Here is a 24,862-nt window from a genome sequence, read left to right as displayed (position 1 = left end):
TTAACGGCTCGGGGCCAAGGCCTCTCCTAAGGGCGTTGAACCGGGGACATGGTTTACAAGCTTGTCGGTGAAACCTGCCGGTATTCAATTCAGGGCCGGTGAAGCTCGGGGCCAAGGCCCCTCCTACGGGCGTTGAAACCGGGGACATGGTTTACGACATCGTAGGAGGGGCTTCAGCCCCGAGCCCTTGATCCTGCACCCGGTCGATAAACGCCGCCGCCGCTAACCCCGCGCGGCGGCCGCTGGCGAAGCAGGCCGTCAGCAGGTAGCCCCCCGTAGGCGCCTCCCAGTCGAGCATCTCGCCCGCGCAAAACACCCCCGGTAATTGCCGCAGCATCAAACCCTCATCCAACGCGCTAAAGTCCACGCCGCCGGCGCTGCTGATCGCCTCATCGAGGGGTCGCGTGGCGGTCAGGGGGATGGGCAGGGCTTTGATCGCTTTGGCCAGGCGGCGGGGGTCGGCGAACGTGTCTTTATCGGTCAACTCGCGTAGCAAGGCCGCCTTTACCCCATCGAGGCCCAACTGCCCGTGCAGGTGTTTGGCCATGGAGCGCGAACCCCGTGGCGCGCGCAGGGCCACGAGGACGTTTTCCAGGGTTTTACTCGGTAACAAGTCGAGGTACGCCGTGGCTGTGCCATGGCTATTAAGGCGCTCGCGTAGCGGCGCCGACAGCGCATAGACCAGGCTGCCTTCGATGCCGCTGGCCGTCAGGACGAACTCGCCCAGGCGCGGCGCTTGCCCGGATACGCCAAGGGCGACGTTCTTCACCGGGGCACCAGCGAATTTGTCCCGCAGCAGGTCGCTCCAACCTGGCCCGTCGAAGCCACAGTTGCTGGGCTGCAACGGCTTGACCGCCACATCACGCGCCTGCAGCCAGGGTAGCCATGCCCCGTCCGAGCCCAACCGGGCCCAACTGCCGCCGCCCAAGGCGAGCACCACCGCATCGGCGCGCACCGCCTGTTCCACCCCACCCGCGCAGATCCGCAGGCTGCCGTCGGCGTGCCAGCCGAGCCAGCGGTGCCGGGTATGCACCACCACACCCTGTTCGCGCAAGCGCTTTAGCCAGGCCCGCAGCAACGGCGCCGCTTTCATATCAGCTGGAAACACCCGCCCTGAACTGCCCACGAAGGTCTCGACCCCCAGCCCGTGGATCCAGGCACGCAAGCCCTCGGCGTCGAAATCGGCCAGCCAGCCGCTCACCGGCCCGCTGCGCTCGGCGTAGCGCGAAACAAACGCCGGGGCTGGTTCGGCATGGGTGATGTTCATGCCGCCCACCCCGGCCAGGAGAAACTTGCGCCCCACCGAGGGCATACCGTCGTAGAGGTCCACCGCGACACCGGCCTGGCTCAAGGCTTCTGCGGCCATCAGGCCGGCTGGGCCGCCGCCGATGACGACAGCGTGGCGGGTTTTGCAAAGATCGTTCATGGACAGGCGCCGGGTGCGAGAGGGGGTGAGCATTCTACCCGAGGTCGGCGCTCCAGATCCGTTTGGCACTGTGGTGCAGCAACCCGTGGCGCCGCGCCAGGGCCTGGCGGTCCTTGCTGTAGCCTCCGCCGATCAGGCCCACCACGGGTATGTCGCGGCCCAGGCAATGGCGCATTACGCACTCATCACGGGCAGTCACGCCGGCGTCGGTCAGTTTCAGATAACCCAGGGCGTCGTCCTGGTGAACGTCCACGCCGGCGTCGTAAATGACCAGATCGGGGCGGTACAGGGGCAACAGGTAGTTCAGCGCATCGTCGACCACCGCGAGGTAGGCCGCGTCGCCCATGCCCATGGGCAGCGGAATGTCCCAATCGCTTTGCGCCTTGCGCGCGGGAAAATTTTTCTCGCAGTGCAGCGACACCGTGATGGCGTCTGGCGTGTCGGCCAGAATCCGCGCGGTGCCATCGCCTTGGTGTACGTCGCAGTCGAATATCAACACCTTGCCGACTTTGCCCGCAGCCAGCAGGTAATGGCTGATCACGGCCATGTCGTTGAAGATGCAAAACCCCGCCGGGTAATCATAGTGGGCGTGGTGCGTGCCACCGGCCAAGTGGCACGCCAGGCCATGTTGCAACGCTTGCTCGGCCGCCAGCAGTGAGCCGCCCACGGCACGAATCGTGCGCCGGGCCAGTGCCTCGCTCCAAGGCAAGCCGAGGCGCCGTTGGTCTTCGCGAGACAACTCTGCGCTCAGATAGCGCTCTATGTAGTCTGGACAATGGGCCAGCGCCAGCACCTCGCGAGGGCAAAGCTGCGGGCGCAGCAAGTCGGCCGGCTGGGTCACGCCGCTGTCGACCAGGTGGTCGCGTAGCAGACGAAACTTATCCATGGGGAAACGATGCTCTGGCGGAAAGTCAGGGCTGTAGTCTTCGTGGTAGATCAACGGTAATGGCATAGAGCTGATCTTGCCAGTGAGTGGCTGGCCTACGCCAGCTTTGAACAGCAGCGCTTTTTGAAAAGGAGTGGAGGGATGGCAGCGATGCTGGAATTGGAAAGCGCCCGGTTGATATTGCGTCAATGGCATGACGATGACCTGTCGGCCTTTGCCAGCCTATGCGAAGACCCGCAGGTCATGCGCTTCTTCCCCGACACCCTGAGCCGGTTGCAAAGTGCAGCGCTGATAGGCCGCGTGCGTGGCCATTTTGCCGAGCACGGTTTTGGCCTGTGGGCGTTGCAGCGCAAAGACAGCGGAAGCTTTATTGGCTTCACCGGGCTGAACGAGGTGTGTTTCGACGCGCCTTTCACCCCGGCCGTGGAAATCAGCTGGCGCCTGGCGCGCGAACATTGGGGCCTGGGTTTTGCCAGCGAGGCGGCCTGGGCGGCGCTCGGGGCGGGCTTCGAGCGTTTCCAACTGGCCGAGGTAGTGGCCATGGCGGCGGTGGAGAATATTGCCTCAGAGCAGGTGATGAAAGCCATTGGCATGCGCCGTAACACCGCCGACGACTTCGATCACCCTTGCCTGCAAGGGCACTCTTTGCAGCGGCACATGCTGTATCGAATTAACCGCGAGCAGTGGCTGGAAACCTTGCATGGCTGATTTGCCGCGTGGATTGCCGCTAGTGATGGCACGTTCCTTGGCGGCTTTTGAGCACAAGCTTGTATCATTGCGCCCCTAAGCATGGACCTGGAGTGTTGTAATGAGCCGAGTGTTAGACGATCTGGTCGCATTGCTGACCTTGGAGCCCATCGAGGAAAACCTGTTTCGCGGGCGTAGCCAGGACCTCGGCTTTCGGCAGCTGTTCGGTGGTCAGGTACTCGGCCAGGCTCTGTCGGCCGCCAGCCAGACAGTAGAGCCCGAGCGCCCGGTGCACTCCCTGCACGGCTACTTTCTGCGCCCCGGTGATGCTCAACTGCCGGTGGTGTATATGGTCGATCGAGTGCGCGATGGCGGTAGCTTCAGCACTCGCCGAGTGACAGCGGTGCAGAAAGGCAAACCTATCTTCACATGCAGTGCTTCTTTCCAGTATGACGAGCGCGGGTTCGAGCATCAGGCCAGCATGCCTGACGTAGTCGGCCCGGAAAACCTGCCCACCGAACTTGAGTTGATGCAGCGTGTGGCCCATCTGATGCCTGAGACGGTGCGCGATAAACTGCTGTGCGCCAAACCCCTCGAAGTACGCCCGGTGGCCGCGCGCGACCCGTATAACCCGCGCCCTGGGGATGCGGTGAACCATATCTGGTTCCGCGCCGACGGTAGCTTGCCCGACTCGCCTGCGCTGCATAAGTACCTGCTGGCCTACGCGTCGGACTTCAATTTGCTCACCACCTCGCTGGTGCCCCATGGCAAGTCAGTGCTGCACCGGGATATGCAAATCGCCAGCCTGGACCATTCGTTATGGTTTCACTCCAATCTGAGTGCCGATCAGTGGTTGCTCTATGTGATCGACAGCCCCTGGGCCGGGAATGCCCGGGGTTTTTGCCGCGGCAGCATCTACAACCGCGCAGGGCAGTTGGTCGCCTCGAGCGCCCAGGAAGGTTTGATCCGCCACCGTGAGGACTGGTCATGAGCCTGCGCGATGTGCAGCATTGGGTGTTCGATATGGACGGCACCCTGACCGTGGCGGTGCATGACTTCGCGGCCATTCGCCGGGAGCTGGACATTCCCGCCGAAGACGACATTCTGGGCCATCTGGCGGCCTTGCCGGCTGCCGAGTCGGCGGCCAAACATGCCTGGTTATTGGAACACGAGCGCGCCCTGGCCGTGGCATCGACCGCTGCGGCCGGTGCCGTTGAGCTGGTGCGCGAGCTGGCGGGGCGCGGCTATCGCTTGGGTATTTTGACGCGCAACGCCCGTGAACTGGCGCACATCACATTGCAAGCGATTGGCCTGGCCGACTGCTTTGAGCCGGCGGCAGTACTGGGCCGCGACGAGGCCAAGCCAAAACCCGAGCCCGACGGCCTGTTACACCTGGCGCAGGCCTGGGGCGTTGCCCCCGAGCGGTTGGTGATGGTGGGTGACTACCACAACGACCTGGCCTGCGGCCGCGCCGCAGGTGCGCGTACCGTGTTAGTCAATGTGCCGCACAACCCGTGGCCGGAGCTGACCGACTGGCACGCCCAAGACTGCCTGGCTCTGCGGCGTTTGCTCTAACCAGCGCAACGCTACCAAGCCAGGCCGCGCGGGCATTGGCTTTATAGCGCTTGGGCCGCGAACGTGTCGCAGCGTTGCAACTTACCTTCGCTGAAGCCGGCTTTGAACCAATGGACCCGCTGCGCCGAGGTGCCATGGGTGAACGCGTCGGGTACCACACGGCCCTGGCTCTGCTGCTGCAAGCGGTCATCACCAATGGCGTTGGCGGCGTTCAGCGCTTCTTCGATGTCCCCGGGCTCCAGCCAGTTCAAGCGCTGTTGCGCGTGGAACGCCCATACCCCGGCCAGGCAGTCGGCCTGCAATTCTTGGCGCACCAGCAGGCCATTGGCACCTTCCAGGCGTTGGCCCTTTTTCTGCGCGGCGGCCACTTTCTGGGGGATGCCCAGCAAGGTTTGCACGTGATGGCCGACTTCATGGGCGATCACATAGGCTTGGGCAAAATCCCCAGCGGCAGAGAAGCGCTCGGACAACTCTTCGAAAAAGCTCATGTCCAGGTACACCTGCTGGTCCGCAGGGCAATAGAACGGCCCGCTCGCTGAGCTGGCCGAACCACAGGCCGTGTTCACGTAACCACTGAACAGCAGCAGTTTAGGATCCTTATATTGCTGGCCGTTTTCCTGGAAAACCTGACGCCAGGTGTCTTCGGTGTCACCGAGAATCGAGCGGACAAACTCAGCCTGCTCGTCGCCGGCCGGCGGCGCATGTTGCGTGCTGGGGCTGGCCGGTGCCGAGCTTTGCGTGGCTTGCCCGGTCAGCTCGCCCAGGATCTGCCCCGGGTCTTGCCCGGTCAGCAGGCCAAAGCCCACAATCAGGACCACAGCGACCAGGCTGAGGCCCTTGCCGCCGCCTATGCGCATTCCACCGCCACCACCGCCGCTGCTTTCACCCCGCGCATCCACGACATTGTCGCTACGCCGCCCCTTCTTCCATAACATTGCCAGTTCCTCTCGATGGGCTCTAATTGATTCATAACCAAACGGTTATGAATAAGACTGCTATTTTCAGTATTCGTTGTGTGGGTTTTGTTCAAGACTAGGCGCTAGCCTGTTACAGGTGTCCCTACATAAATCAAAATAAGAGGAGAACGGCATGTCGTCCCAAGACACCCGTCGTTTCGTCATCCGTGATCGCAACTGGCATCCCAAAGCGCTGACCCCCGACTACAAGACTTCCGTGCCGCGCTCCCCGCGCCAAGCGCTGGTGAGCATCCCGCAGTCGGCCAGCGAATCCACCGGCCCGGATTTCTCCCACCTCAAGTTCTCCGAGTACGACAACGATCTGCTGCTGAATTTCAATAATGGTGGCTTGCCCATCGGCGAACGGATCATTTTGGCCGGGCGAGTGTGCGATCAATACGGCAAACCAATCCCCAATACCTTGGTTGAGATCTGGCAGGCTAACGCGGGCGGCCGTTATCGGCACAAGAACGATCGCTACCTGGCGCCGCTGGACCCCAACTTCGGTGGCGTGGGCCGAATGCTCACCGACCGTGACGGCTTTTATAACTTCCGTACCATCAAGCCCGGCCCTTACCCATGGCGCAATGGCCCCAACGACTGGCGCCCGGCCCATATCCACGTGTCGGTCAGCGGGCCGTCCATTTCCACGCGCTTGATCACCCAGCTGTACTTCGAAGGCGATCCATTGATCCCGATGTGCCCGATCGTCAAATCGATCGCCAACCCCGATGCGGTACAAAGCCTGATCGCCCGTCTGGACATGGCCCATGCCAACCCCATGGACTGCCTGGCGTATCGCTTTGACATCGTGCTGCGCGGCGAGCGCAAAACCCACTTCGAAAACCGCTGAGGACCGACCATGCCTATCGAATTGCTCAAGGAAACCCCGTCCCAGACCGCTGGCCCTTACGTGCATATCGGCCTGGCGCTATCGGCGGCCGGTAACCCGCCACGGGAACAGGAAATCTGGAATCAGATGGCCAAGCCGGGTGCGCCGGGTGAACACATTCTGTTATTGGGGAATGTCTACGACGGCAATGGCCACCTGGTACGCGACTCGTTCCTGGAATTCTGGCAAGCGGATGCGGCCGGCCATTACCACACCGAGTACGACCTGGAAAAACCCTTCAATAGCTTTGGCCGCACAGCAACCACGTTCGATGCGGGGGAATGGACGCTCAACACCATTAAGCCGGGCGTGGTGGCAAACGCCGCGGGGGTGCCCATGGCGCCGCACATCAACGTGAGCTTGTTTGCCCGGGGGATCAACATCCACCTGCAGACGCGTCTGTACTTCGATGACGAGGCTCAAGCCAATGCCAAGTGCCCGGTGCTCAATTTGATCGAGCAGCCGGCGCGTCGGCAGACCTTAGTGGCGAGCCGTTGCGAAGTGGAAGGTAAAGCAGCGTATCGTTTCGACATACGCATTCAGGGGGAAGGGGAGACGGTGTTTTTCGATTTTTGATGGGGTAGGCGGGGGGCGAGCAGAGATCGGGGGCGAGCCCCCTCCTACCAGTCGACGCCCCCCGCACGCCGGTCAATCCCACTGCGGGGCGAACTCCGGGTTAACCAGGCGTTGGTCCTTGGGCAAGCCGGCGATCAGCGCTAGATCGTCGGCATCCAGCCGCACGCTCAAGGCGTCCAGGTTGCTCTGCTGATTAGCCTTGCTCGCCGCCTTCGGAATGGCGGCGACATTGGGTTGGTCCAGCAGCCATTTCAACGCCACTTGCGTTGGCAGCACATCATGTTTTTTAGCGATGGCTTGTAGCTCGGGGATTTCCGAAACTTTATTGCGCAACAGCGGGCTGTAGGCGGTCAGCGCCAGGTCGTGCAGGCGGGCGTATTCCAGCAGCGGGTCTTGGCTCAGGCAGACGTGGTATTCCACCTGGATAGCCGACAAGGGCGCGTGCAACTCTTCGACTACGGTACGCAGCAACGGCAACGGAAAATTGGCCACGCCAATGTTTTTCGCCAGCCCTTGTTGCTTGAAGGACACCAGAGTTTCGATGGTCTTGGCCAAATCCCAGTCCTTGGCAGGCCAGTGAATCATAAACAGGTCGACATACTCACTGCGCAAGGCGGTAAGGCTGGCTTGGAGCGACTCGCGCATGTCGGCAGGGCTGAGCTTGTCCCACCAGACCTTGGTGGTCACGTGGATCTGCTCGCGGGGCACGCCGGACTCTTGCAGGGCTTTGCCAACCGCCTCCTCGTTGTTGTACATGGTCGCCGTGTCGATGTGCCGGTAACCCAGCTCCAGGGCCTGGATAACCGCTTGGGTGCACTCCGCGCCCAGCATGGGCCAAGTGCCCAAGCCGAGCTTGGGCATGTTCAGGTGGTGGCGGTTGACGATGTTCTGCATGGGAGTTCTCCGATAGCGTGGGCGCGCCGGGGCAGTGTACGGCCCTTTCTAACCTGACCCCGGCGAGACGCTGCTGTTCTATCGAATGTGCTGCGCTTAATCGGCCAGGTCCGGCACCTTGCGTGGCGCCATCAGGTACAGCCAGATCAACGCGATGAAGTACATCGCGGGAATCATCAGGAATAACACAGTGTAGTTGTTGTGGGTCAGCGTCAGAATATGGCCGACCAACTGGGTCATGAACATCCCACCTACCGCTGCACACATACCGCCGAAACCGAATACCGTGCTCATCATATGCTTGGGCGTGTAGTCCATCACCACGCTCCAGATGTTCGCCGTCCAGGCCTGGTGCGCGGCGATCGCCAGGGAAATGGCCAGCACTGCGATCCACAGGCTGGCGGCGCCTGCGGCGAACACCACACTGATAATAGTTACGGCGAACACCAGCATCGACAGCAGGCGCGCCTTGACGGCTTGCATGCCACGGCCGATCAAAAACGAGGACAAGACCCCACCACTGACGCTGCCGAAGTCAGCGCTCAGGTAGATGATGATCAGCGGAATGCCCATCTGCGTAACGTTGATGCCCAGTTCGTACTGCTGGTTGAGAAAGGGCGGCAGCCAGTACAGGTAGAACCAGAACACCGGCGCGGTGATTGAGTAGGCCAGGGCGAAGGCCCAGGTGCCGCGCATGCGTAGGATCCGGTGGAACGGTACGCGAGTTTGCGCAGGTTCGACTTCTTGCTGGATGTAGTCCAACTCGCTTTTCTTCAGGCGCGGGTGGTCTTCAGGGTTGTAGTACTTGAGCCCCCAGAGTACGACCCAGGTCAGGCCCAAAAAGCCCATGGCCAGAAATGCCATCTGCCAGCCCCACACCGTCAAGATCAACGGCAGCAGCATGGGGGTCAGCATCGCCCCGACATTGGTGCCCGCGTTGAAGATACCCGTAGCCACGGCGCGTTCGCCCGCTGGGAACCACAGGCGCGTGGTCTTCACGCAGGCCGGGTAGTTGGCCGCTTCGGTCAGCCCCAGAACAAAGCGGCAGACCATAAAGCCCACGGCCGAGGTGGCCAGGCCGTGGGCGCCAGTAGCCACGCTCCAGAGCAACACGGCGGCGAAAAACACCCGTTTAACGCCGATTTTGTCAATCAACCGGCCTTGCAGCAGGAAGCCGATGGCATAGCCCACCTGAAACCAGAAGTTGATATTGGCGTAGTCCATCGCCGTCCAACTCATCTCTTTGGCCAGGATCGGCTGCATCACGCCCAGGGCAGCACGGTCGATGTAGTTCAGGGTGGTGGCGAAAAACACCAGGGCAAGCATGCCCCAACGGGTCTTGCCCACGGCCATGGCGCCACGGATCTTGTCGCCCATGCTGGCATGTTGACCGGGGTGTTGTGGCGTTGTGTCTTGCTGGGGCAGGGCAGTGCTAGGAGGGTGTGACATAGGTGGCCATCCATTTTCGCTACCCGTTGTAGGCGGGTAGTAGACTTGTGCGTATGCGGTGCCTTGCGCCTTTTTAAAGGCGAGGTTTAACTGGCCTGGCCGTTGGGGCTAAGCGTAGAGTTAAGCCAGGGGCTGCCGCAGGCGGGCAGTGTAATCCAGGTCAGGCGGTTATAAGCGACTGGATCGGAAGGGGACGGAGTGCAGGGCATTAGTGTGGAGTTTTAGCATGAGCATTTACCTGATTCTTGAAATTCTTATGGGGCCAACGCTGGCTCGATGAGCCAAGGGCAGCGTCTAGCACCTGGCTTTTAGCCAAATGAAGCGCTTCAATGTAGGTTGATGTTGAGCAATGGGCGCCGGGCCGTCAATCGAGCGGGAGGTAATATGGGCGATTATCGAACGCAAAACTAACTGGTTGGTACGCTTCGTTTTGCGGTATAAATCCTTATATCCAAGAATTATTCATGTAGGCGAGCGCCTTTTCGGTTGGCGCCCTGCGTGGTCTGATGGAGCTGAACATGCAGCGTTCGATTGCCACCGTTTCCCTTAGCGGTACTTTGCCGGAAAAACTCGAAGCCATTGCCGCGGCCGGCTTTGACGGCGTCGAGATTTTCGAGAATGACCTTCTGTACTACGACGGTAGCCCTCGGGAAATCAGGCAAATGTGCGCCGACCTGGGCATAGCGATCACGTTGTTCCAGCCTTTTCGCGACTTCGAAGGCGGCCCGCGCGCGCGGATGCCACGCAATTTCGACCGGGCCGAGCGCAAGTTCGACCTGATGCAAGAGCTGGGCACCGACCTGGTGCTGGTGTGCAGCACCACTGCGGTCGACTCCACCGGCGATGAGCCAGTGATTATCGATGACCTGCGCCAGCTCGCCGAGCGCGCCGGCAAGCGCGGCCTGCGCATTGGCTATGAGGCGCTGGCCTGGGGCCGCCATGTGAACACCTATCAACAGGTGTGGAACATCGTCCGCCAAGCGGACCACCCGGCGCTGGGGGTGTTGCTGGACAGCTTCCATACCCTTTCCCTGAAAGGCGACCCTGCCGCCATCGCGCAGATCCCCGGTGACAAAATCTTCTTCGTGCAAATGGCCGACGCCCCCGTGCTGGCCATGGACGTGCTGGAGTGGAGCCGGCATTTTCGCTGCTTCCCGGGGCAGGGTGAGTTCGACCTGCCGGGGTTCCTGGCGCCGATCATCCAGTCGGGCTACACCGGGCCGTTGTCTCTGGAAATTTTCAACGACGGCTTCCGCGCCGCGCCGCCGCGGGCCAACGCCGCCGATGGCCTGCGCTCGCTGCTGTACCTTGAGGAAAAAACCCGCCAGTTGCTCGAACAGCAGGCCACTCCTCCCGCCAACCTGGACATCTTGTTCAGCGCTGCCCCGGTGGAAAAATACCAAGGTATCGAGTTCCTTGAGTTCGCCGTCGACGAGGCGCTGGGCGCCAAGTTGGCCCATCAGCTCGAGCAGTTAGGTTTCCGCAAAGCTGGGCAGCACCGTTCCAAAAGCGTGACCCTATTGCGCCAGGGTGACATCAACCTGATCCTCAATTCCGAGCCCTATTCCTTCGCCCATAACTTCTTCGAGTCCCATGGCCCGTCCCTCTGCGCCACGGCGATTCGCGTCGAAGACAGCAGCAAGGCCCTGGAGCGCGCGGTCGCCTTCAAAGCCCAGCCGTTCCGCGGGCTGGTGGGCCCCAACGAACGCGAGCTGGCGGCGGTGCGTGCGCTGGATGGCAGCTTGATCTACCTGGTCGATCAGGTCGGTGACGGCCCGACCCTGTATGAAACGGACTTCAGCCTGAATGCCCAGGTGGGCGATGCAGGCATTCTCAAGTCCATCGACCACATGGCCATGGCTATCCCGCCGGACACGCTGGACAGCTGGGTGCTGTTCTATAAGACCGTGCTGGACTTCAAGGCTGACGATGAAGTGGTCCTGCCCGACCCCTATGGCTTGGTGAAAAGCCGCGCGGTGCGCAGCCGGTGCAGCACCATCCGCTTGCCGCTGAACGTTTCGGAAAATCGCAACACGGCTATTTCCCATGCGTTGTCCACGTACCGGGGCTCAGGCGTGCACCATATCGCCTTCGACTGCGACGATATCTTTGCCGCCGTCAGTAAGGCCAAGGATGCCGGTGTGGCGTTGCTGGATATCCCACTCAACTATTATGACGACCTGGCGGCGCGCTTCGATTTCGACGAAGAATTCCTCAGTGAGTTGGCCTACTTCAACGTGCTGTACGACCGCGATGCCAATGGCGGCGAGCTCTTTCATGTCTATACCGAGCCGTTCGAAGACCGCTTCTTTTTCGAGATATTGCAGCGCCGTGGCGGTTACGCCGGCTATGGCGCGGCCAACGTCGCCGTGCGCCTGTCCGCGATGGCCAAGGCCCGGGCGGGCGGTGTTCGCCACGCCAAACTGTAAAAGTGGGCAGGCCTGCGGGCGGGCGCTTCCCATGGGGGCCGCGCCCGCCGCATAATTGCCACTGTTCCCCGGCCGTGAGCCCACCATGACAACAACAAAGCTACAGGCCCCCGTGGAGCCCGTCCCAGAACCACGCAAGAGCCGCAAGAACAACCCCGAGAAAACCCGCGAAGACATTTTGCAGGCGGCGGTCAACGAGTTCGTCGAGCAAGGTCTGGCGGGGGCGCGCGTCGACGCGATCGCCGAGCGCACCCATACCTCCAAACGCATGATCTACTACTACTTCAATAGCAAGGAGCAGCTCTACGTCGAAGTGTTGGAAAAGCTCTACGGCGACATTCGCGGCACCGAAAGCAACCTGCATTTGGAAGAGCTGGAGCCTTTGGAAGGCATTCGCCGGTTGGTGGAGTTTTGCTTTGATCACCACGACCGCAATGTTGGCTTCGTGCGCATCGTGTGCAACGAGAACATGCATAAAGGCGAGTTCATCAAGCAGTCCAGCGCCATTCGCTCCATGAACACCACCGTGCTCAACGCGTTGGACGAATTGTTGCGCCGTGGCGCCGATCAGGGCGTGTTCCGCCCAGGCCTGACCGCGCTCGACGTGCACTTGTTGATCAACTCATTCTGTTTTTATCGGGTGTCGAACCAGCACACGTTCGGTGAGATCTTCCAGGTGGACTTTGCCGACCCGCAACTCAAAGCCCATCACCGGGACATGCTGTGCGAGTCGCTGACGCGCTTTCTCAAGCCGTGACCGCTAGGCCGCTTCAGCGTAGAAGCTGAGCATGCTGATTCCGGTGTTGGAGTCCAGGTCCGGCCAGTCGTTGTGTTGGTGGCCGCCGAGTGCGCAGTAGACCACCCAATGGCGATCCTGAACATTGAAGGCGAGGGCGTCGATCAGCGCTTCTTGCTCGTCGCTGGGCGCGATCAAATAGAGGCGATCCTGGTTTTGCGCATGCAGCATGACTGGCTCCGTCACTAGGGGTAGCAGTTGCGAGATGCAAAAGACTGGCCTGTTTATGTGACGAGCGTGTGACGTAGGAAATTAACCTTGGACGCAGGCCCGGCCAGCGGGACTGGCCGGACTGTTTCAGGCTGTTACATGGGTAAGCCGGCCTTGACCCGGTACTGGTTACGCACCGGCGTCGCGTACTGCAGCACCAGGAAGGGGCGTTGTGGCGCTGGGCATGCGTGCAATCGGCGCTGCCACTCGGCTTCGGCTTTTTGCAGCTCGTCAGCCGGGAAGACTTCGGCAGCGGTGGGCACCTGCAGGCGCGGGTCGGCTTCAGCCCACTGCGCGTACGCCAGGTAGTGCACCGGGAATAGGCGGTAGCCGGCGAGGATCTGCTTGTCGATTTCTACCGCCAAGAGCTTGGTGTCTTCGAACGCGGTGGCGATGGGGGCGGCGAAATTCACGTGCACCCGGCCCTTATAACCGGTGATGCCTTGAGCAATGCTCACGTCATCTTCGCCTGGGGCCTTGGCGTAGGTGCCGGTGGTCGCACGGATATACATTTCCCGCGCCTTGGCCTGGTCGCACGGGTCGTACTCGTAGCTGATCGACACGGGCGTGAGGTTCAGCGACTGAATGACCGCGCCAAATGGCTCGTCTTTGCGGCTCATGTGGAACATCTTGAGGATCGCCGAATCGGTGCGGTCATCACCGTCTTTGGCGCGGCCCTCGGCCTGGGCGATCCAGATCGAGGCGCAATCGTTGCGGATCGAGTGGTTGATGTACGCAGACAGCAACTGATACGCCGCCAGCTTTTCCCGACGGCCAGCGATGGAGCGGTGCACGATAAAGCTCTTGTTCAAACGCATTAGGTCGCTGACGAAGGGCTTCTGCAGCAGGTTGTCACCGATGGCAATACGTGGCGTAGGCAGCCCGGCGTGATATACCGCATAGTTGACGAAGGCCGGGTCCATCACGATGTCGCGGTGGTTGGCGAAAAACAGGTACGCACTGCCCGACTTGAACTGCTCGACGCCGGTGTAGGTCACACCGTCAGTGGCGCGCTCGATGGTGTGGTCGACATAGAACTCCACCTTGTCTTGCAGCGTCGCTACGCTGTTGACGTGCTTGAACTCGCGGCGCAGCCGCCGCGCGATAAGAGGCTTGAGCAGCCAGCCCAATGTGGCGGCCTGGCGGGGGAAACGGAAGTGGGTGAGGATATCGAGAAACGCCTTGTCGCTGAGCAGGCGTGCCAGTACGGCAGGCACCTCGGCGTCGTCGTAGGGTCGGATGGCATCGAATTCGCCCATCATGCTCTCTTATTGGAAACGGCTAGGGGTTAAGGCAGGTGTATAAAAGCCACCTGAACTAGGCCCGCCATTATACGCACAAGTCACTGGAGACACCGTGATGATGCTGGAAAGCGAACGCTACCACTGCCCCTACTGTGGTGAGCCCAACGAGGCACAGGTCGACTTGTCAGGCGGGGACCAAGTGTATATCGAAGACTGCACAGTCTGTTGCCGGCCCATCGAGTTCACTTTGAATACCGACGGCGAACACTGGTCGCTGCAGGTGCGCAGTGAGAACGAATAATGCGCCGTGTGTATGAGCCGGGCAGCCTGATGGAGGCTGAATTGCTGCTGGCCATGCTCGACAGCGAGGGCATCGCCGCGCATTTGAGTGGCCGTGACCTGGTGGGCGGCATGGGCGAGCTACCGGCCATGGGCCTACTGGGCGTATGCGTGGACAACGAGCACGCTGAGGCGGCACGGCAGTTGATCGCCGAGTACAATGCCGCGTTGCCGATGTTCAGCGAAGAGCCTGACAGCTATCCCGGCGTACTGTTGTGCTGAAACCCGCCCCTTTATAGAGTTGTTTGTCTGATGTGTGGACGCTATGCGCTGTTTCGTTGGTCGCCCGCATTTGCGGCCTTGCCGGGGTTCCCGGCCGAGCAGAAAGCGCAATGGAATATCTCCCCCGGCGATACGGTGCTGATCCAGCGGCAAGAAGCCGGCCAGGCCACCTTGGCGGCGGCGCGCTGGGGCTTGACCCCAGCCTGGCTCACCGACCTGTCGCGTACCCCAGCCCATGCCCGCGCCGAAACCATCGCCGAACAACCGATGTTTCGCGAAGCCCTGCGCCTGCGCCGCTGCCTGTTACCGGCCAACGGCTTTTACGAATGGCGTGGCAGCGTGCGTAAGCAGCCGTACTGGTTGACTCCGGGCGAGGGCTCGGCGCTGTTTTTTGCCGCCGTTTGGGAGGCTTATCCAGTGCAAGGCCACACCTGGCTCAGCACCGCGGTGGTGACCCAAGCGGCGGCCAACCAACGTCGGCCGTTGATCCTCGATGCGGCGGGCCAGCGGGCTTGGCTTGACCCAGACACCCCGTTGCCGGTGCTGCAATCGTTGCTCGCCGGCCCGCAAGCGGCCTTGCGCGAGCGCCCGCTGGCCAACCTGGTCAACGATCCCAAACTCAATGCCCCCGAATGCCTGACGCCTGCCTGAGTGTGTCGACCCTGACATAAAGTCGGTAGCGTATTGGCGCCGCGCCGCCTAGGATAGCGACGAAGATTTTCACGGAGTTGGGTAATGGGCAAGTTGACTTTGATGGTGTCCGCGCTGAGTGCCAGCCTGCTGCTGGCGGGCTGCCAGGCGGTGAACACCACCAGCGCGGGCGCGGTGGGTGTTGAGCGTAAGCAATATATGTTCAGCATGTTGTCGACCGATGAGGTGAACAACATGTACGCGCAGTCGTATCAAAAAACGTTGGGTGAGGCCCAGAGCAAAAACGTGCTCGACAAAACCAGCGCCGAGGCCAAGCGGGTGCAAAAAATCGCCGACCGTTTGATCGCCCAAGCCCCGACCCTGCGCCCGGATTCCGCGCAGTGGAAGTGGGAAGTGAACCTGATCAAGAGCGACGAACTCAACGCCAATTGCGGGCCTGGGGGCAAGATTATTGTCTACACCGGGTTGATCGACCAACTGAAACTCAGCGACGATGAAATCGCGGCCGTGATGGGCCATGAGATTGCCCATGCACTGCGCGAGCATGGCCGCGAAGCGATGTCCAAGGCATATGGCGTACAGCTGGCGCGCCAGGGCGCCGGGGCGCTGCTGGGGGTGGGCCAGGATAGCCTGGCGTTGGCCGACACTGTGGTGCAGTACAGCCTGACCCTGCCCAATAGCCGCAGCAACGAAAACGAGGCAGACCTGCTGGGCCTCGAGCTGGCGGCCCGCGGTGGTTACAACCCGAATGCCGCGATCACCTTGTGGAACAAGATGAGCGCAGCGTCCGGTGGCGGCGGCCAGCCAGAGTTCATGAGCACCCACCCGGCTTCCACCAGCCGAATCGCCGCGCTGCAGGCGGCTATTCCCAAGGTGATGCCGTTGTATCAGCAGTCTAAGAAATCCTGATAAACCTTCGGTGATGTATGAGGGGGCCGGGCGGCGTTCCGCTTGCCCCCGATCTGTTGATCTTACCGCGTCAACCCTAACCCACCCACCCGCTGACCTGCATCGCCCTGTACACCGCCACAAACGCCAACACAAAAAACGCCGCCGCGGCCAAACGGCGAATCATGGTGAGGGGCAGTTTTTCAGCGGCAAAGTTACCGGCCAATACCACCGGCACGTTCGCCAGCAACATCCCCACGGTGGTGCCAATGATCACCAGCCACAAGTGCGGGTATTGCGCGGCCAGCATCACCGTGGCGATCTGGGTTTTGTCGCCGATTTCCGCCAGGAAGAACGCTATCAGCGTGGTGAGAAAAGGCCCGAAGCGTCTGGCGGTACTGGCATCCTCGTCGTCCAGCTTATCCGGAACCAGGGTCCACAGGGCCGTGGCGGCGAAGCTCGCGGCGAGAATCCAGTGCAGCACTGCGTCAGAGAAAAAGGTACTGAACCAGGCGCCTACTGCACCCGCCGCGGCGTGGTTGGCCAAGGTGGCGGCGACGATGCCGGCGATGATCGGCCAGGGCTTGCGAAAGCGCGCAGCCAACACCAGCGCGAGCAATTGGGTTTTGTCGCCAATCTCTGCGAGCGCCACGACAGCTGTGGGGATAAGAAGGGATTCCAACATCAGGGTACCTGTAGGGGGCGGGTCGACACGGCTATGACACGTACAGCCTTCCCGCCCCGGGTAAGGTGTGCGTGTCATAGGTCTTGTCAAACCCGGGGCCCGTCTGTGCGGGCCTACAGGTCGCGCGCGCCATGGCCTGGGGGCCAAGTATGTTGACGTGCGCCGTGCGAGCTAGATGGCTCGCGGGAGACTACTCCCCTAGGACGGAGCGGATTCTGCCTAGGCGGAGCGTTTTCGGCAAGCAAAGTTTCATTTCCTTTTTGCTTGGTAGATCTTGAAGCCCTGGCCTTCGGCACGTACTCGGCAGGGGCCGAAGTGCTCTTCGATCAGCGGTTGATAGCGCAGAAAGCTATTTGCCACAATGCGCAGTTCACCGCCTTTTTTCAGGTGTTGGCGTGCTTTTCGCAGCATGTTTTCCGAGGCGGTGTAGTCCGTGTGCACCCCGGTGTGGAATGGCGGGTTGCTCAAGATCACGTCCAGCTCCAAGGGCGCGGCGTCGATACCGTCGCCTACGATGACATCCGCCTGCAGGCCGTTTGCGGCCAGGGTCAGGCGGCTGCTGGCCGCTGCAAACGCGTCGACATCCAGTAGCGTCAGTTGGCTATCGGGGTAACGACGTTTGAGCGCCGCGCCGAGTACACCGGCACCGCAACCGAAATCCAATAGATGGCCGCCAGCCAGGCCGTCGAGTTGTTCAAGCAGCAAGGCGCTGCCACGGTCGAGGCGGCCGTGGCTGAACACCCCTGGCAAGCTGATTACACTCAGATCACCCTCTGGCAGAGGCACCACAAAGCGTTGTGCCAGGCTTTCCAGAACGGGCGCCACGGGTGGGGTATCCACCGTCACCTGCCAGAGTTGGCAGTGGCGTGCGCTGTCCAGCTTGCGCGCGGGGCCCAGGGCATTGAGCTGCCGCGCGGCACCTTCGATGCCCCCGCGTTTCTCCCCCACTAGAAAAATTCGCCGACCCCCCAGGCGAGCGGCCAAGGCGTGCAGCAGGTAATTGGCCAAGTCCCGCGACTTGGGCAAAAACACCACGGCCGCGTCGAACTCCACGGCAGGCGGCTCTACACCGAAATGGCAACGGCCGGCAAAGCGCCCCTCCAGCGCGGCATGCTCGCCTGCGTGCCAGCTCCAGCCACAGGCCTGGGGCAACTGGCTGAGGAGGTCGTCCGCCGGCAAGCCCGCCAGCAACACGGGCCCTTGGAATAACTCGGCCTGCCGAAGCAATACTTCACTGCGCGGGTCCATGACGGGCTCCTGAAAAAAGCCCGGAGTTTATCATCACCCCACGACCCGGCACGGGCTGCCGGCGAAAAACTGCTGAGCGTTCTCGGCTAGCTGGCCGATGATCCGTTGCCGCGCCTCGCGGCTGCCCCAAGCGTTGTGCGGCGTGATGATCAGCCGGGGCACATCGGCGGCCAGCAGCGGGTTACCGTCAACCGGTGGCTCCTGGCTCAGCACGTCAGTGGCGGCGCCGCCCAGATGCCCGCTGCGCAATGCATCGGCCAGGGCCTGTTCGTCGATCAGCCCGCCGCGTGCAGTGTTGATTACCAACGCAGTGGGCTTGAGCAAGGCCAATTGCGCCGCGCCGATCATCTGGCGAGTGTGCTCGTTCAGCGGGCAGTGCAGGGTCAGGGCGTCGACCTGGGGCAGTAATTGCGCCAGCGGTAAACGGTCGGTACGCGCCGGGCGCCCGGGTAATTGGCCCAGCAGCACGCGCATGCCGAAGGCTTCGGCCAAGCGGGCTACGGCGCTGCCCAGTTCGCCATGGCCGAGCACCCCAAGGGTTTTGCCGGCCAGCTCGACGATGGGAAAGTCCAGCAGGCAGAACTGCGCTGCCCGTTGCCACTGCCCCTGGGCCACGGCTTGTTGGTAGTCCGGTAAACGCGTGGCCAGGGCCAACAGCAGCATCAGCGTATGTTGGGCTACCGAAGGGGTGCCATAGCCTTGGCAATTGCTGACCACCACGCCGTACTCGCGGGCGGCGGCCAAGTCGATGTTATTGGTGCCCGTGGCGGATACCAATACCAGCTTCAGATCGGGACAGGCCTTAAAGGTGTCGGCCCCCAGCTGGACCTTATTGCTGATGGCCACGCTGACCCCCTGCAGGCGCTCGACCACTTGCTCCGGCAGCGTGCTGGGGTACAGTTGCAAGTCATCGAAACTTCCTTGCAATGTGCTGGGGTTAAGGTCGCCGAGGTCCAGCGAGCTGTAATCGAGGAACGCGGCGCGGCGGGTCTGAGGCATGGTGGCTCCTGGGGAAAGGGGGCGAAGCGCGTGGAAGATTCACGCCTGATTGTAGCTGTCGTCCATCAGGGCTGAAGGGTAAGGTAGCGTCTTGAACTTGGGAGGTCACAATGTACTGGACGGAATTTTTCACGGTCGCGCTCATTCACCTGCTGGCCGTGGCCAGCCCGGGCCCTGATTTTGCCGTGGTGGTGCGCGAGAGCGTCGCCCATGGCCGCCGCGCAGGCACCTGGACGGCGCTGGGGGTGGGTTCGGCGATCTTTCTCCATGTAGGCTATTCGTTGCTGGGCATCGGCTTGATCGTGTCGCAGTCCATCCTGTTGTTCAACGTCTTGAAATGGTTGGCCGCGGCCTACCTGCTGTATATCGGTTTCAAAGCGTTGCGCGCGCGTGCGGCAGACCCCGCGGACAGCGCTGCGGTGGAGACCGCCATGGCCCAGCGCAGCGCCCGCAGCGCTTATGTGGCGGGCTTTATGACCAACGGGCTGAACCCCAAAGCCACGCTGTTTTTCCTGTCACTGTTCACCGTGGTGATCAACCCCCACACGCCGTTGCTGGTGCAGGCAGCCTACGGCGCCTATCTGGCCTTTGCGACCGCTTTCTGGTTCTGTCTGGTGGCATTGCTGTTCAGCCAAGCCAGGGTACGTGCCGGCTTCACCCGCATGGGCCATTGGTTCGACCGGGCCATGGGCGCGGTGTTGATAGCTCTGGGCGTGAAGATAGCCTTTACTCAAATGAAATGACCTCCACGGCCCGCACCGCCGGGCATTCACTCACTCAAAAAGGGCTTCACCATGCACACCCGTGTGATTGCGCCGGCCGCCGGGGCGTACCATTACCCCCTGCTGATCAAACGCCTGTTGCTGTCTGGCAAGCGCTACGAGAAAACCCGCGAAATCGTCTATCGCGACCAAATGCGCTACAGCTACCTGGTGTTGTCTGAACGTATCGCCCGCCTGGCCAACGCCCTCAGCAGCGCCGGGGTCAGGCCGGGGGATACGGTGGCGGTGATGGACTGGGACAGCCACCGCTACCTGGAATGCATGTTCGCCATCCCCATGCTGGGCGCGATCATTCACACGGTCAACGTGCGGCTCTCGCCCGAGCAGATCCTCTACACCATGAACCACGCCCAAGACCGCTTCGTGCTGGTGAACAGCGACTTCATCGGCCTTTATCAAAGCATCGCCGGGCAACTGGAAACGGTGGAGAAAACCCTGCTGCTGACCGACGAGCCAGGCCACAGCGGTGACCTGCCTGGGCGGGTTGGTGAGTACGAAGATCTGTTGGCCCGCGCCAGCCCCCATTACGAGTTCGCCGATTTCGACGAAAACTCCGTGGCGACCTTGTTCTACACCACAGGCACCACCGGCAACCCCAAGGGCGTTTATTTCACCCATCGGCAGCTGGTTTTGCACACCCTTGCCGAAGCCTCGGCCCTGGGCGGTATCGACAGCGTGCGGCTATTGGGCAGCGACGATGTGTACATGCCCATCACGCCGATGTTCCACGTGCATGCCTGGGGCATCCCCTATGTGGCCACTATGCTGGGGATCAAACAGGTCTACCCAGGGCGCTACGAGCCGGACATGCTGATCAAGCTTTGGCAGAGCGAAAACGTCACGTTCTCCCACTGCGTGCCGACGATCCTGCAGATGCTGCTGAACTGCCCGGCGGGGGCGTCATTGGATTTCGCCGGCTGGAAGATCGTTATCGGCGGCAGTGCCCTTAACCGCGCCCTGTATGACGCGGCCTTGGCCCGTGGCATTCAACTGACCGCAGCCTACGGCCTGTCAGAAACCTGCCCAATGATTGCCTGCGCTCACCTGAACGACGAACTATTGGCGGCTGACCCGCAACAACAGGTGGCCTATCGCATCAAGGCCGGCGTGCCCGTGCCCTTGGTGGAAACCGCTATCGTCGACGCCGAAGGGCGCTTTCTTCCGGCCGATGGCAGCACCCAGGGCGAATTGGTATTGCGCGCCCCTTGGCTCACGCAGGGCTATTACCGCGAGCCCGAGAAAGGCGCCGAGTTGTGGCAGGGTGGCTGGATGCACACCGGTGATGTCGCGACCCTCGACAGCATGGGCGTGGTGGATATTCGTGACCGTATCAAAGACGTGATCAAGACCGGCGGCGAGTGGGTGTCGTCCCTGGCCCTGGAAAGCCTGATCAGCCAGCACCCCGCCATTCGCGAGGTGGCGGTGGTCGGCATGCCCGACCCGCAATGGGGCGAACGGCCGGTCGCACTGCTGGTTTTGCGCGAGGGCCAGAGCCTGGATGGCCAAGGGCTCAAAGACCACCTGCAACCCTACGTAGCGCAGGGGCAGATCAACAAATGGGCAATCCCTACCCAAGTCGCCTGGGTCACGGAGATTCCCAAAACCAGTGTCGGCAAACTGGATAAAAAGCGTATCCGGTTGGAGATTTTGCAATGGCAGGCCGATAACAGCCCTAGCCTGTCGCCGGTCTGAGTCGCGCGCGGGGGGCGGGCCAGGCGCGGGGAGCGTCTTGGTGTCGAATCAGGTACATTCAGCGCACTTTACGCCGCCCCCCGGCGCGGGCGATGGCGCCTGACAACAAATATTCACGGAGTAGTGTTGATGACTTCACCCACCCGGCCTTGGCGCAAGGCGCGCTTGCCGCTTGCCGTCGGGCTTGCCTCGTCACTGGCCGGCCCTGCTTGGGCGGTCAGTTTCAATGTCGGTGAGATCGAAGCGCAGTTCGACTCCTCACTGTCGGTGGGCGCCAGTTGGTCGACGGCCAACCCAGACAAGAACCTGATCGGCGCCAACAGCGGCGGCAGGGGCTTGGCGCAGACGTCTGACGACGGTCGGCAAAACTTCAAGAAGGGCGAAACCTTTTCGAAAATCTTCAAGGGCCTGCACGACCTCGAATTGAAGTACGGCGACACCGGGGTGTTCATCCGCGGCCGTTATTGGTACGACTTCGAGCTCAAAGACGAGGGCCGGCCGTTCAAGGACATCAGCGATTCGGGACGCAAAGAGGGGGCCCAGGCCTCGGGCGGGCAGATTCTCGACGCCTTCATTTACCACAACTACAGCATCGCCGACCTACCGGGCTCGGTGCGCCTGGGTAAGCAAGTGGTGAGCTGGGGCGAGAGCACGTTCATCCAGGGCGGTATCAACTCGATCAACCCCATCGACGTGTCGGCCTTTCGCCGGCCGGGCGCCGAGGTGAAGGAGGGCTTGATTCCAGTCAACATGTTTTACCTGTCGCAAAGCCTGACCGATAACCTCTCGGCCGAAGCTTTTTATCAGTTGGAGTGGGACCAGACTGTCGCTGACAACTGCGGGACATTTTTCTCCCCCACCGACACCGTCGCCGATGGCTGCAACGGCAACTTGCGCGTGCTCAGCTCGGCCTCCCGGTTGCCCGCCGCGACCCTGGCCGGGTTGCGCAACGCCGGGGTCGATATCAATCAGGAAGGCGTGTTGGTGCGCCGTAGCGGCGACCGCGATGCCCGTGACAGTGGCCAGTTCGGGGCGGCGTTGCGCTACCTGTACGACCCGCTAGACACCGAATTCGGTGCCTACTTCATGAATTACCACAGCCGGCTGCCCATGTTCAGCGGCACCGCTGCGCCGCAGGCGATCTTTTCCGCGCCCGGCAGCAATGCCCTGCTGGTGGCGGGCAACTCCAGTTATTACGTGGAGTACCCCGAGGACATCCAGCTCTACGGCCTGAGCTTTGCCACCACCTTGCCCAGTGGCACGGCCTGGAACGGCGAGATCAGTTACCGGCCCAATGCCCCGGTGCAGATCAACACCACGGATATCCTCTTTTCCGGGCTATCGCCACTGGTGAACAACGTCTCGCAGTTGGTTGGTACCCCAGGCCAGGACCAGACCGGTTACCGGCGCAAAGAAATCACTCAGTTGCAAACCAGCCTGACCCACTTCTTCGACCAAGTCATGGGCGCCGAGCGCCTGACCCTGGTCGGCGAGGTCGGCTGGACCCATGTCGGCGGGCTCGAAAGCCCGTCGAAACTGCGCTATGGCCGCGACGCCAACTATGGCCCCGGGCCTTTGCCCAATGGCCAGTGTGCCGCGCTCAACCAAGGCGCCTTGGCCGGTGCGGCGCAGAACAATGCCAGCCGTTATTGCGAAAACGACGGCTTCACCACTGCCAATTCCTGGGGCTACCGCGCCCGCGCGATCTGGGACTACAACAGCGTGTTCGCCGGGGTCAATCTCCGGCCCAACGTGGCTTGGTCCCACGACGTCAAAGGCTATTCACCCAGCCCGGGCGGCAACTTCGAAGAGGGCCGTAAAGCCGTCAGCCTGGGCCTGGATGCGGAGTACCAGAACACCTATACCGCGAGCCTGTCGTACACCAACTTTTTCGACGGTAAGTACAGCACCGTGAGCGACCGGGACTTTATGTCCTTGAGCTTCGGGGTGAATTTCTAGGGCGCTGACCATGATGATCCACAAGACGTTACTGCACTTGGCAGCCCTCGGCCTGTTAGCGCTTGCCAATGGCGCGGTGGCGGCTGTCTGCGCTAGCGATGCTGCCAGGCTGGGCAGCAGCCTGACGCCCATGGGCGCGGAAAAAGCCGCGAACGCCGACGGCTCGATACCCGCGTGGAGTCCGCAGCCAAGCAGCGCAGGGCGGGTGGATGAGCGAGGGTTTCTCAGTGACCCTTACGCCGGCGAAAAGCCCTTGTTTACCATCACCGCGCAAAACCTGGCGCAGTATCAAAGCAAGCTGGCTCCAGGCCAGGTGGCGATGCTGCAGCGCTACCCTGACACCTTCAAAATGCCGGTGTACCCGTCCCACCGCGGTGCTACGGTGCCCGACGAGGTATTTGCCGCTATCAAGGACAACGCCACCCAGGCCCGGCTGGTCAGTGACGGCAACGGTTTGAGCGGCTTTCGCAGCGCCGTGCCGTTTCCGATCCCGCAGAACGGGCTCGAAGCGGTGTGGAACCACATCACTCGCTATCGCGGCGGCAGCGTCAAACGCTGGGTCACCCAGGCGACGCCCCAGGCCAATGGCGCCTACAGCCTGGTTTCGCTCTACGAAGAATTTGTCTTTCGCGACAAAATGAAAGACTTCGACCCCGCGCACCCCGGCAACGTCCTGGTGTATTTCAAGCAGAGCGTGACCGCACCGGCGCGTTTGGCCGGTAACGTGCTACTGGTGCATGAAACCCTCGACCAAGTCGCCGAACCGCGCTCGGCCTGGCTCTATAACGCTGGCCAGCGCCGCGTCCGGCGGGCCCCACAAGCGGCCTACGACAGCCCCGGTACGGCGGCCGACGGTTTGCGCACCTCGGACAACCTCGACCTGTTCAACGGCGCGCCCGACCGTTACGACTGGGCCTTAGTGGGCAAGCAGGAGATGTACATCGCCGCCAACAGCCACCGGCTCGATTCACCCAGCCTCAAATACGCTGACATCATCAAGCCGGGTCATATCAACCAAGACTTGACGCGCTACGAACTGCGCCGAGTCTGGCACGTGGTAGCCACCCTGAAGCCTGGCCAGCGGCACATTTATGCCAAGCGTGATTTTTACTTCGACGAAGACACCTGGCAGGCGGCCGTCATCGACCACTACGATGGCCGTGGCCAATTGTGGCGGGTGGCCGAAGCCCACGCCCTTAACTATTACAATGTGCAAGTGCCCTGGTATGCCCTGGAGACGCTGTACGATCTGCAATCGGGGCGCTACGTGGCCCTGGGCATGAAAAACGAAGAGAAGCAGGCCTACGTGTTCGGTTTCAGCGCCAGCACCAGCGAGTTCACCCCGGCGGCGCTACGCCAGGAAGGCGTGCGCTAGGG

The 24,862-nt window shown here is 61.8% G+C and carries 25 protein-coding genes and 1 riboswitch; of the genes, 15 read left to right on the top strand and 10 right to left on the bottom strand.

Annotation, left to right across the window (positions count from 1 at the left end; genetic code table 11):
• Positions 1-151 precede the first annotated feature (151 nt).
• Positions 152-1,426, bottom strand: a complete 1,275-nt coding sequence (locus tag QCL65_RS21875) for a TIGR03862 family flavoprotein (RefSeq protein WP_407312520.1) — start codon at positions 1,424-1,426, stop codon at positions 152-154.
• Between the two features lie 34 nt (positions 1,427-1,460).
• Entirely contained in the window at positions 1,461-2,378 is a 918-nt protein-coding gene (locus QCL65_RS21870) for a histone deacetylase (protein ID WP_407312518.1), read from the bottom strand.
• A 75-nt stretch (positions 2,379-2,453) separates the two neighbouring features.
• On the opposite strand from QCL65_RS21870, the gene QCL65_RS21865 reads away from it, so the two are divergent.
• From QCL65_RS21865 to QCL65_RS21855, 3 genes are all read left to right on the top strand, one after another.
• Positions 2,454-3,020, top strand: coding sequence for a GNAT family N-acetyltransferase (locus QCL65_RS21865; RefSeq protein ID WP_407312516.1), 567 nt, complete (start codon positions 2,454-2,456; stop codon positions 3,018-3,020).
• A 100-nt stretch (positions 3,021-3,120) separates the two neighbouring features.
• A complete protein-coding gene (gene tesB, locus QCL65_RS21860) occupies positions 3,121-3,990 on the top strand; it encodes an acyl-CoA thioesterase II (RefSeq protein WP_407312514.1) in 870 nt (289 codons plus the stop codon).
• On the top strand, positions 3,987-4,574 hold the full coding sequence (locus QCL65_RS21855) for an HAD family hydrolase (protein WP_407312512.1): 588 nt from the start codon (positions 3,987-3,989) through the stop codon (positions 4,572-4,574). Before tesB ends, QCL65_RS21855 begins: the two co-directional genes overlap by 4 nt.
• A 41-nt stretch (positions 4,575-4,615) precedes the next feature.
• Here QCL65_RS21855 and QCL65_RS21850 read toward each other — a convergent pair whose 3' ends face one another.
• Positions 4,616-5,509: a neutral zinc metallopeptidase gene (locus QCL65_RS21850; RefSeq protein ID WP_407312510.1), complete on the bottom strand. Its 894-nt coding sequence runs from the start codon at positions 5,507-5,509 to the stop codon at positions 4,616-4,618.
• 154 nt (positions 5,510-5,663) lie between these two features.
• On the opposite strand from QCL65_RS21850, the gene pcaH reads away from it, so the two are divergent.
• Positions 5,664-6,383 carry a protocatechuate 3,4-dioxygenase subunit beta gene (gene pcaH / locus QCL65_RS21845; protein ID WP_407312508.1) on the top strand — a complete coding sequence of 240 codons (720 nt, stop codon included), beginning with the start codon at positions 5,664-5,666 and terminating at the stop codon, positions 6,381-6,383.
• Positions 6,384-6,392: 9 nt separating this feature from the next.
• A complete protein-coding gene (gene pcaG, locus QCL65_RS21840; protein ID WP_407312506.1) occupies positions 6,393-6,998 on the top strand; it encodes a protocatechuate 3,4-dioxygenase subunit alpha in 606 nt (201 codons plus the stop codon).
• A 72-nt stretch (positions 6,999-7,070) separates the two neighbouring features.
• On the opposite strand, the gene QCL65_RS21835 is transcribed toward pcaG, so the two are convergent.
• Complete coding sequence (locus QCL65_RS21835) at positions 7,071-7,892, bottom strand: aldo/keto reductase (protein WP_407312503.1); 822 nt, start codon at positions 7,890-7,892, stop codon at positions 7,071-7,073.
• A 96-nt stretch (positions 7,893-7,988) separates the two neighbouring features.
• On the bottom strand, positions 7,989-9,269 hold the full coding sequence (locus tag QCL65_RS21830; RefSeq protein WP_407316981.1) for an MFS transporter: 1,281 nt from the start codon (positions 9,267-9,269) through the stop codon (positions 7,989-7,991).
• Between the two features lie 590 nt (positions 9,270-9,859).
• On the opposite strand from QCL65_RS21830, the gene quiC reads away from it, so the two are divergent.
• Both quiC and QCL65_RS21820 read left to right on the top strand, forming a co-directional pair.
• Positions 9,860-11,770, top strand: coding sequence for a 3-dehydroshikimate dehydratase QuiC (gene quiC, locus QCL65_RS21825; RefSeq protein WP_407312501.1), 1,911 nt, complete (start codon positions 9,860-9,862; stop codon positions 11,768-11,770).
• A gap of 85 nt (positions 11,771-11,855) precedes the next feature.
• Positions 11,856-12,527 carry a TetR/AcrR family transcriptional regulator gene (locus QCL65_RS21820; protein WP_407312499.1) on the top strand — a complete coding sequence of 224 codons (672 nt, stop codon included), beginning with the start codon at positions 11,856-11,858 and terminating at the stop codon, positions 12,525-12,527.
• A 3-nt stretch (positions 12,528-12,530) separates the two neighbouring features.
• Here QCL65_RS21820 and QCL65_RS21815 read toward each other — a convergent pair whose 3' ends face one another.
• Positions 12,531-12,737 (bottom strand): hypothetical protein, encoded by a 207-nt coding sequence (locus tag QCL65_RS21815; RefSeq protein ID WP_407312497.1) that lies wholly within the window; start codon positions 12,735-12,737, stop codon positions 12,531-12,533.
• A 134-nt stretch (positions 12,738-12,871) separates the two neighbouring features.
• Positions 12,872-14,035: a 1-acyl-sn-glycerol-3-phosphate acyltransferase gene (locus QCL65_RS21810; protein WP_407312495.1), complete on the bottom strand. Its 1,164-nt coding sequence runs from the start codon at positions 14,033-14,035 to the stop codon at positions 12,872-12,874.
• A gap of 103 nt (positions 14,036-14,138) precedes the next feature.
• Between QCL65_RS21810 and QCL65_RS21805 the strand changes: the two genes are divergently transcribed.
• The 4 genes from QCL65_RS21805 (at position 14,139) to QCL65_RS21790 (ending at position 16,141) form a co-directional block, all read left to right on the top strand.
• On the top strand, positions 14,139-14,321 hold the full coding sequence (locus QCL65_RS21805; RefSeq protein WP_407316979.1) for a CPXCG motif-containing cysteine-rich protein: 183 nt from the start codon (positions 14,139-14,141) through the stop codon (positions 14,319-14,321).
• Entirely contained in the window at positions 14,321-14,581 is a 261-nt protein-coding gene (locus tag QCL65_RS21800) for a putative signal transducing protein (protein WP_407312493.1), read from the top strand. The genes QCL65_RS21805 and QCL65_RS21800 overlap by 1 nt, the downstream gene beginning before the upstream one ends.
• Before the next feature lie 30 nt (positions 14,582-14,611).
• Positions 14,612-15,232: an SOS response-associated peptidase gene (locus QCL65_RS21795; protein ID WP_407312491.1), complete on the top strand. Its 621-nt coding sequence runs from the start codon at positions 14,612-14,614 to the stop codon at positions 15,230-15,232.
• A gap of 102 nt (positions 15,233-15,334) precedes the next feature.
• A complete protein-coding gene (locus QCL65_RS21790) occupies positions 15,335-16,141 on the top strand; it encodes a M48 family metallopeptidase (protein ID WP_407316977.1) in 807 nt (268 codons plus the stop codon).
• 76 nt (positions 16,142-16,217) lie between these two features.
• On the opposite strand, the gene QCL65_RS21785 is transcribed toward QCL65_RS21790, so the two are convergent.
• The 3 genes from QCL65_RS21785 to QCL65_RS21775 all read right to left on the bottom strand — a co-directional run bounded on the left by QCL65_RS21785 (position 16,218) and on the right by QCL65_RS21775 (position 19,052).
• Positions 16,218-16,805, bottom strand: coding sequence for a TMEM165/GDT1 family protein (locus QCL65_RS21785; RefSeq protein WP_407312489.1), 588 nt, complete (start codon positions 16,803-16,805; stop codon positions 16,218-16,220).
• A gap of 89 nt (positions 16,806-16,894) precedes the next feature.
• Positions 16,895-17,016, bottom strand: a riboswitch (yybP-ykoY riboswitch).
• A 38-nt stretch (positions 17,017-17,054) separates the two neighbouring features.
• Positions 17,055-18,053, bottom strand: a complete 999-nt coding sequence (locus tag QCL65_RS21780) for a methyltransferase (RefSeq protein ID WP_407312487.1) — start codon at positions 18,051-18,053, stop codon at positions 17,055-17,057.
• Between the two features lie 33 nt (positions 18,054-18,086).
• Positions 18,087-19,052: a 2-hydroxyacid dehydrogenase gene (locus tag QCL65_RS21775; RefSeq protein ID WP_407312485.1), complete on the bottom strand. Its 966-nt coding sequence runs from the start codon at positions 19,050-19,052 to the stop codon at positions 18,087-18,089.
• 110 nt (positions 19,053-19,162) lie between these two features.
• On the opposite strand from QCL65_RS21775, the gene QCL65_RS21770 reads away from it, so the two are divergent.
• From QCL65_RS21770 to QCL65_RS21755, 4 genes are all read left to right on the top strand, one after another.
• Complete coding sequence (locus QCL65_RS21770) at positions 19,163-19,795, top strand: LysE family translocator (protein ID WP_407312483.1); 633 nt, start codon at positions 19,163-19,165, stop codon at positions 19,793-19,795.
• Between the two features lie 51 nt (positions 19,796-19,846).
• Complete coding sequence (locus QCL65_RS21765) at positions 19,847-21,526, top strand: fatty acid--CoA ligase (RefSeq protein WP_407312481.1); 1,680 nt, start codon at positions 19,847-19,849, stop codon at positions 21,524-21,526.
• 129 nt (positions 21,527-21,655) lie between these two features.
• On the top strand, positions 21,656-23,485 hold the full coding sequence (locus QCL65_RS21760) for a DUF1302 domain-containing protein (protein WP_407312478.1): 1,830 nt from the start codon (positions 21,656-21,658) through the stop codon (positions 23,483-23,485).
• A 10-nt stretch (positions 23,486-23,495) separates the two neighbouring features.
• Complete coding sequence (locus QCL65_RS21755) at positions 23,496-24,860, top strand: DUF1329 domain-containing protein (protein WP_407312476.1); 1,365 nt, start codon at positions 23,496-23,498, stop codon at positions 24,858-24,860.
• The last annotated feature ends 2 nt before the right edge of the window (positions 24,861-24,862 follow it).

Origin of the sequence: Pseudomonas sp. nanlin1, assembly GCF_045571515.1 — a bacterium.
GTDB lineage: Bacteria > Pseudomonadota > Gammaproteobacteria > Pseudomonadales > Pseudomonadaceae > Aquipseudomonas.
This window is presented reverse-complemented; position numbering and strand designations above follow the sequence as displayed.